This is a genomic window from Citrobacter sp. wls827, from assembly GCF_005280875.1.
Classification (GTDB): domain Bacteria; phylum Pseudomonadota; class Gammaproteobacteria; order Enterobacterales; family Enterobacteriaceae; genus Citrobacter; species Citrobacter youngae.
The window spans coordinates 74,182-79,724 of record NZ_SZWR01000012.1; the positions used below are offsets into that span (position 1 = coordinate 74,182).

Below are 5,543 nucleotides of genomic sequence, written 5' to 3' on the forward strand. Positions count from 1 at the left end.
CCAACTGATAAATGGCGAAACCGATGTCATCGGTCGCGACTTTTTTCAGCGGATATTGCCCTTTCTCTTTGATAAACGCGGCGGCCTTCTCGGTTGGCGATGTTTCAAAGCGAATATCCAGTTTGGTATCGCTGTGAATCGGCGCCAGACGCCAGTTGTTATCTGCCGCCGGATGTATTTCACCGACGCGCTTCGTCTCGCCACCTATCCACGCGGCCAGCACCGAGCGGTTTTCATCCGGAGAAGCAAACGCGATGTGGCTGTCGCCGGTTCCGGCAAACTTACCGCCGTAGGCACGGTAGTTGTTGGTCGCGACGAGGAAGGTGGCATTCGGATCGATTGGTTTGCCGTTAAAGGTCAGATTTTTAATACGTTCCGCTTTCGGATTAATGGTCTGACATTCCCCGTCGTAGCGGGCGGGTTGTGAAACATCAATCTGATAATTCACGCCATCAATCACGTCGAAATTATAGGTACGGAAGCCGTCCCAGTTAATCAACGACTGTGGTTTGCTGCTGTGGATATCAATCTGATTAAACTGTCCGGCGGAACATTCCAGCCACTCTTTCACCTCTTTACCGCTGGCTTTTACCACCACCAGGGTATTGGGATAAAGGTACAGGTCGGCGGCGTTACGGAAGGTAAGCTGGCCTTTTTCCACCTCAACAAAGCTGGCCGGATCGTTCTTACGCCCGCCCACTTTAAACGGCGCGGCGGCGGAAAGCACCGGCAGCTTCGCCAGATCCGGATCGCCCTGAATAAAGTGCTCTACATAGGCTTTCTGCGCATTATTCACCACCTGCACAGTCGGATCGTCCTGCACCAGCGCCAGGTAGCTGTACATGTTGTCGGCGGATTTACCGATTGGCTTGCTGACGAACTCGCGCGTGGCATCGTGATCGGCTTTCAGGATCTCAACGATTTTCTTATCTTCAACGGCCAGTGATTTTTTCGCCGCCGCGTCATAAATCGGGCGTGCTTCAGCTTTCGCCTGGGTGACCTGCCATTTACCGCTGTCGTTATTCAGCACTAAATCCACCACCCCCAGATGATCGCCCCACATGCCCGGCATCACCGCAGGAACGCCATTGAGCGTACCTTTTGTGATATCAGCACCTTTGATGTTGGCAAAGTCTTTACCGGGGAAAACGGCGTGAGCGTGACCAAACATAATGGCATCCACGCCCGGGACTTCACTGAGGTAGTAAACGGAGTTCTCCGCCATTGTCTGATACGGGTCGGCTGAAAGCCCGGAGTGAGCTACTACCACCACCACATCCGCGCCTTTGGCTCGCATCTCAGGCACGTATTTACGTGCGGTTTCGGTGATGTCGTTCACCGTCACTTTACCGCTGAGGTTGGCTTTATCCCAGGTCATGATCTGCGGCGGCACAAAACCGATATAGCCTATCTTCAGCGTCTGCTTGTTCCCTTGCTGGTCGACAACCTCAGTGTCTTTGATCAGATAAGGCGTAAACAGCGGCTTTTTGGTCTTAACGTCGATGATATTGGCATTAACGTAAGGGAACTTCGCCCCGGCTAGTGCGTTGTGCAGATACTCAAGACCGTAGTTGAATTCATGGTTGCCGAGGTTACCCACCGCGTAATCCAGCGTATTCAGCGCCTTATAGACCGGGTGAGTTTCGCCCGCTTTCAGCCCCTTGGCCGCCATGTAATCCCCGAGCGGACTGCCCTGAATCAAATCGCCGTTATCAACCAGCACGCTGTTTTTGACTTCACCACGCGCAGCGTTGATAAGACTCGCTGTACGCACCAGGCCAAATTTTTCAGTCGCCGTATCTTTGTAATAATCGAAATCCATCATATTGCTATGCAAATCAGTTGTTTCCATTATCCGTAGATCGACGGTCGCGGCATTCACACTGGCTGCAATCAGCGTAGCCAGAAGCGTTGCACTAAACTTAATCATCAGGGGCATCCTTTTAAGATCTAAGCCACAAAAGAAAATGTATATAAATCTTCTTGCTTACAGAACTGTGAATCATGACATGAATATAGCGTTTAAAACCGCAGACGCTATCACAGTTGGCGGATCCCCTGGCGATCGGGTATAAGTAAAACAACGAGTTAACACCACGAAAGAAACGAGGTGGAGAATGTTAGAACATGTATGCCAGCTTGCACGGAACGCGGGCGATGCCATTATGCAGGTCTACGATGGACTCAAACCGATGGAGATTACCAGCAAGCAGGACGATTCTCCGGTCACGGCGGCAGACATCGCAGCGCACACTGTGATCCTCGAGGGATTACTGGCGCTGACGCCGGATATTCCGGTTCTGTCTGAAGAGGCGCCTCCGGGCTGGGATGTTCGTCAACACTGGCAGCGCTACTGGTTGGTCGATCCGCTGGATGGGACCAAAGAGTTCATTAAGCGTAACGGTGAATTTACCGTTAACATTGCGCTTATCGAGAAGGGAAAGCCGGTTCTGGGCGTGGTTTACGCGCCGGTAATGAAAGTGATGTACAGCGCAGCAGAAGGTAAAGCGTGGAAAGAAGAGTGCGGCGTGCGCAAACAAATCCAGGTGCGTGATGCGCGTCCGCCGCTGGTGGTGATTAGCCGCTCCCATGCCGACAATGAGTTAAAAGAGTATCTGCAACAGTTGGGTGAGCACCAGACCACCTCGATTGGTTCCTCGCTGAAGTTCTGCCTGGTGGCGGAAGGGCAGGCGCAACTGTATCCGCGTTTTGGACCCACAAACGTGTGGGACACCGCTGCGGGCCACGCGGTTGCTGCCGCAGCCGGAGCGCACGTTCACGACTGGCAGGGGAAACCTCTGGATTACACCCCACGTGAATCGTTCCTCAACCCCGGCTTCCGCGTCTCTATTTACTGAGCAGTTTGTGCAGCAGGGTAATCACCTGCTGCACCTCATCCTGCGTTAGCGCCCCATCTTTTGCCCACTGTACGCGTCCGTCTTTGTCGAGAACGACGATAGCGGAGCTCTCTTCATCCAGTTGCCAGGCCTTACGCGCAATGCCATTGCTGTCGACAATGAATTGCGACCACGGGTAGAGCTTCTTATTGCTCTCCAGACTGCTGCGCACAAACATACCGGAGCCGGGAATGGCGTCATCCGTGTTGACGATAGTGGTGGTCTGGTATTTATCATGCGGCAGATTGGCCGCTTTGATGGCTTCAATCAGTGTCGCATTTTTCTCTTTGGCGGAGGTACGTCCAGCGATGTGTTGCACAATACGGACTTTCCCTGGCAGTTGCGCGCTATTCCAGCTTTTGTAGCTAAACTTATCGTTATCAAGAATCAGTTCGCCGCGATCGGCAATACCCACCGGCGGCACGCGCTGGTTAGTCTCAAACGAATGTGCGGAGGCAATCATCGGCAGCAGCAGGCACGATAGGGCCAGCAGTTTTTGTAAGGTCATGGGTTTTCCTTCTTTCTTTATTTTGCAGGTGATCCGACCACTTGGGCCTGGAATTTAATCATATGTGCGAATGATGCTTTTTCCCGCAAGCGCGATGCCAGTTTGCGGACGGGCGCACAAATCCTGCGAAAAATGAAGGCTTATACTGAAGACAGCGAAGCGTTGAAAAGATAATTCTGAATAATTGTAACCTGAAGGTAAATAAACTTATACACGCTGGAAACATCGTTCAGATAGTCTATAGTCATAAGGCATTAAAATTTGCGCCTGAGGATTGTCGGACCGATTGTGGTACCGCAAAGGCGTAACGCTCAGCAGGAGATACAATGAAAATTTTCCAACGATACAACCCGCTGCAGGTGGCGAAGTACGTGAAGATCCTGTTTCGTGGACGGTTATATATCAAGGACGTAGGCGCTTTTGAGTTTGATAAGGGTAAGATTCTTATCCCAAAAGTGAAGGACAAACTGCATTTTTCTGTTATGTCCGAAGTTAACCGTCAGGTCTTGCGTCTGCAAACTGAGATGGCTTGATCAAAGTGCTATGCAGTAGTTAAAAAACGGCTCCTGATGGGAGCCGTTGATGTTTCTGGCGGGATTACGCTTTGGTCTCTTCTTTTGCATCCGGCAGCTTTGGTACCAGAACGGTAGGTTTGCTGTCCAGGCGCGTCACCAGCAGCTGATCGATCTTGTAGTTATCGATATCCACCACTTCAAATTTGTAGCCAGAATACTTCACCGAGTCGGTGCGTTTCGGGATTTTACGCAGCATGAACATCATGAAACCGCCGATGGTTTCATAGTTGCCGGACTGCGGAAACTCGTCGATATCCAGCACACGCATCACGTCATCAATCGGCGTACCACCATCAACTAACCATGAGTTCTCATCACGCGCCACAATCTGTTCTTCCAGACCCTGGCCGACTAAGTCACCCATCAGTGTCGTCATTACGTCATTAAGCGTAATAATCCCCACCACCAGTGCATACTCGTTCATGATGACGGCAAAGTCTTCACCTGCGGTTTTGAAGCTTTCCAGCGCTTCTGAGAGCGTCAGCGTATCCGGAACAATCAGCGTATTGCGGATCTGTACGCCGCTGTTCAGCGCCATGCTTTGATTTGCCAGTACGCGGTTGAGGAGATCCTTTGAATCAACATAGCCAATGATGTGGTCGATATCTTCGTTACAGACCAGAAACTTGGAATGCGGATGTTCCGCCACTTTGTTCTTCAGGCTCTGTTCATCTTCGTGCAGATCAAACCAGATAACGTTTTCGCGCGAGGTCATTGAAGACGGCACGGTACGGGATTCCAGTTCAAATACGTTTTCGATCAGCTCATGTTCCTGCTTGCGCAGAACCCCTGCCAATGCGCCGGCTTCTACTACGGCGTAAATATCGTCCGAGGTGATGTCGTCTTTGCGCACCATCGGGATCTTAAACAGACGGAAAATGTTATTTGCCAGACCATTAAAGAACCATACCAGCGGGCGGAACACGAGCAGACAGAAGCGCATCGGGTTGATGATACGCAAAGCTACAGCTTCTGGCGCAATCATACCGATGCGTTTCGGGGTTAAATCCGCGAACAGGATGAACAGGCCAGTCACCAGGGAGAACGACAGAATAAAGCTTAACTGTTCGGACAGCTCTGGGGCGAAGTATTTCGAGAACAGACCGTTAAATGCCGGTGAAAACGCCGCGTCACCGACGATACCGCCAAGAATAGCAACCGCATTAAGACCAATTTGCACAACGGTAAAGAACATGCCGGGGTTTTCCTGCATCTTCAAAACACGCTGTGCGTTTACGTTGCCTTCATCGGCAAGCAGTTTAAGTTTGATTTTGCGTGACGCAGCAAGCGAGATCTCGGATATCGAGAAAAACGCACTCACGGCGATCAGGCAGAGAATGACTAAAATACTGTTTAACATATCTTATCCGACCGTTAAGGCCAGATCCTCGGAAGGGATAAATTGATAAATCTGTGTGAAATACACATTGAAAACCGGTCCGAAGGGAGTGGACCGGCAATTTCAGGAGCTAGTATAGCGTAAGGTACTGTAAAGCCGCCAGAGGGCGGCGATTATCCTTGCGGCGGCAGGCAAACGCCTATGCCGCCAATGCCACAGTATCC

At 51.1% G+C, this 5,543-nt stretch carries 5 protein-coding genes; 2 read left to right on the forward strand and 3 right to left on the reverse strand.

All coding sequences use genetic code 11. The features are described 5' to 3' along the window. Positions 1-1,930, reverse strand: a 1,930-nt coding sequence (cpdB, locus tag FDX03_RS07255) for a 2',3'-cyclic-nucleotide 2'-phosphodiesterase (protein ID WP_137345818.1), incomplete at its 3' end; no start/stop codon positions are given. 187 nt (positions 1,931-2,117) lie between these two features. Here cpdB and cysQ point away from each other — a divergent pair. Continuing rightward, on the forward strand, positions 2,118-2,858 hold the full coding sequence (cysQ, locus tag FDX03_RS07260) for a 3'(2'),5'-bisphosphate nucleotidase CysQ (protein WP_115601090.1): 741 nt from the start codon (positions 2,118-2,120) through the stop codon (positions 2,856-2,858). Here cysQ and FDX03_RS07265 read toward each other — a convergent pair. Next, entirely contained in the window at positions 2,848-3,405 is a 558-nt protein-coding gene (locus FDX03_RS07265; RefSeq protein WP_137345714.1) for a YtfJ family protein, read from the reverse strand. The genes cysQ and FDX03_RS07265 overlap by 11 nt on opposite strands. Positions 3,406-3,731: 326 nt before the next feature. On the opposite strand from FDX03_RS07265, the gene FDX03_RS07270 reads away from it, so the two are divergent. Next, on the forward strand, positions 3,732-3,938 hold the full coding sequence (locus FDX03_RS07270) for a DUF1107 domain-containing protein (protein ID WP_003025710.1): 207 nt from the start codon (positions 3,732-3,734) through the stop codon (positions 3,936-3,938). Positions 3,939-4,002: 64 nt separating this feature from the next. On the opposite strand, the gene FDX03_RS07275 is transcribed toward FDX03_RS07270, so the two are convergent. Beyond that, positions 4,003-5,340, reverse strand: coding sequence for a hemolysin family protein (locus FDX03_RS07275; RefSeq protein WP_061067115.1), 1,338 nt, complete (start codon positions 5,338-5,340; stop codon positions 4,003-4,005). Positions 5,341-5,543 lie beyond the last annotated feature (203 nt).

Excerpts from the sequence above, each read along its gene's own strand:
- cysQ (WP_115601090.1), top strand. The coding sequence starts at position 2,118 with ATGTTAGAACATGTATGCCAGCTTGCACGGAACGCGGGCGATGCCATT.
- FDX03_RS07265 (WP_137345714.1), bottom strand. The coding sequence starts at position 3,405 with ATGACCTTACAAAAACTGCTGGCCCTATCGTGCCTGCTGCTGCCGATG.
- FDX03_RS07270 (WP_003025710.1), top strand. The coding sequence starts at position 3,732 with ATGAAAATTTTCCAACGATACAACCCGCTGCAGGTGGCGAAGTACGTG.
- FDX03_RS07275 (WP_061067115.1), bottom strand. The coding sequence starts at position 5,340 with ATGTTAAACAGTATTTTAGTCATTCTCTGCCTGATCGCCGTGAGTGCG.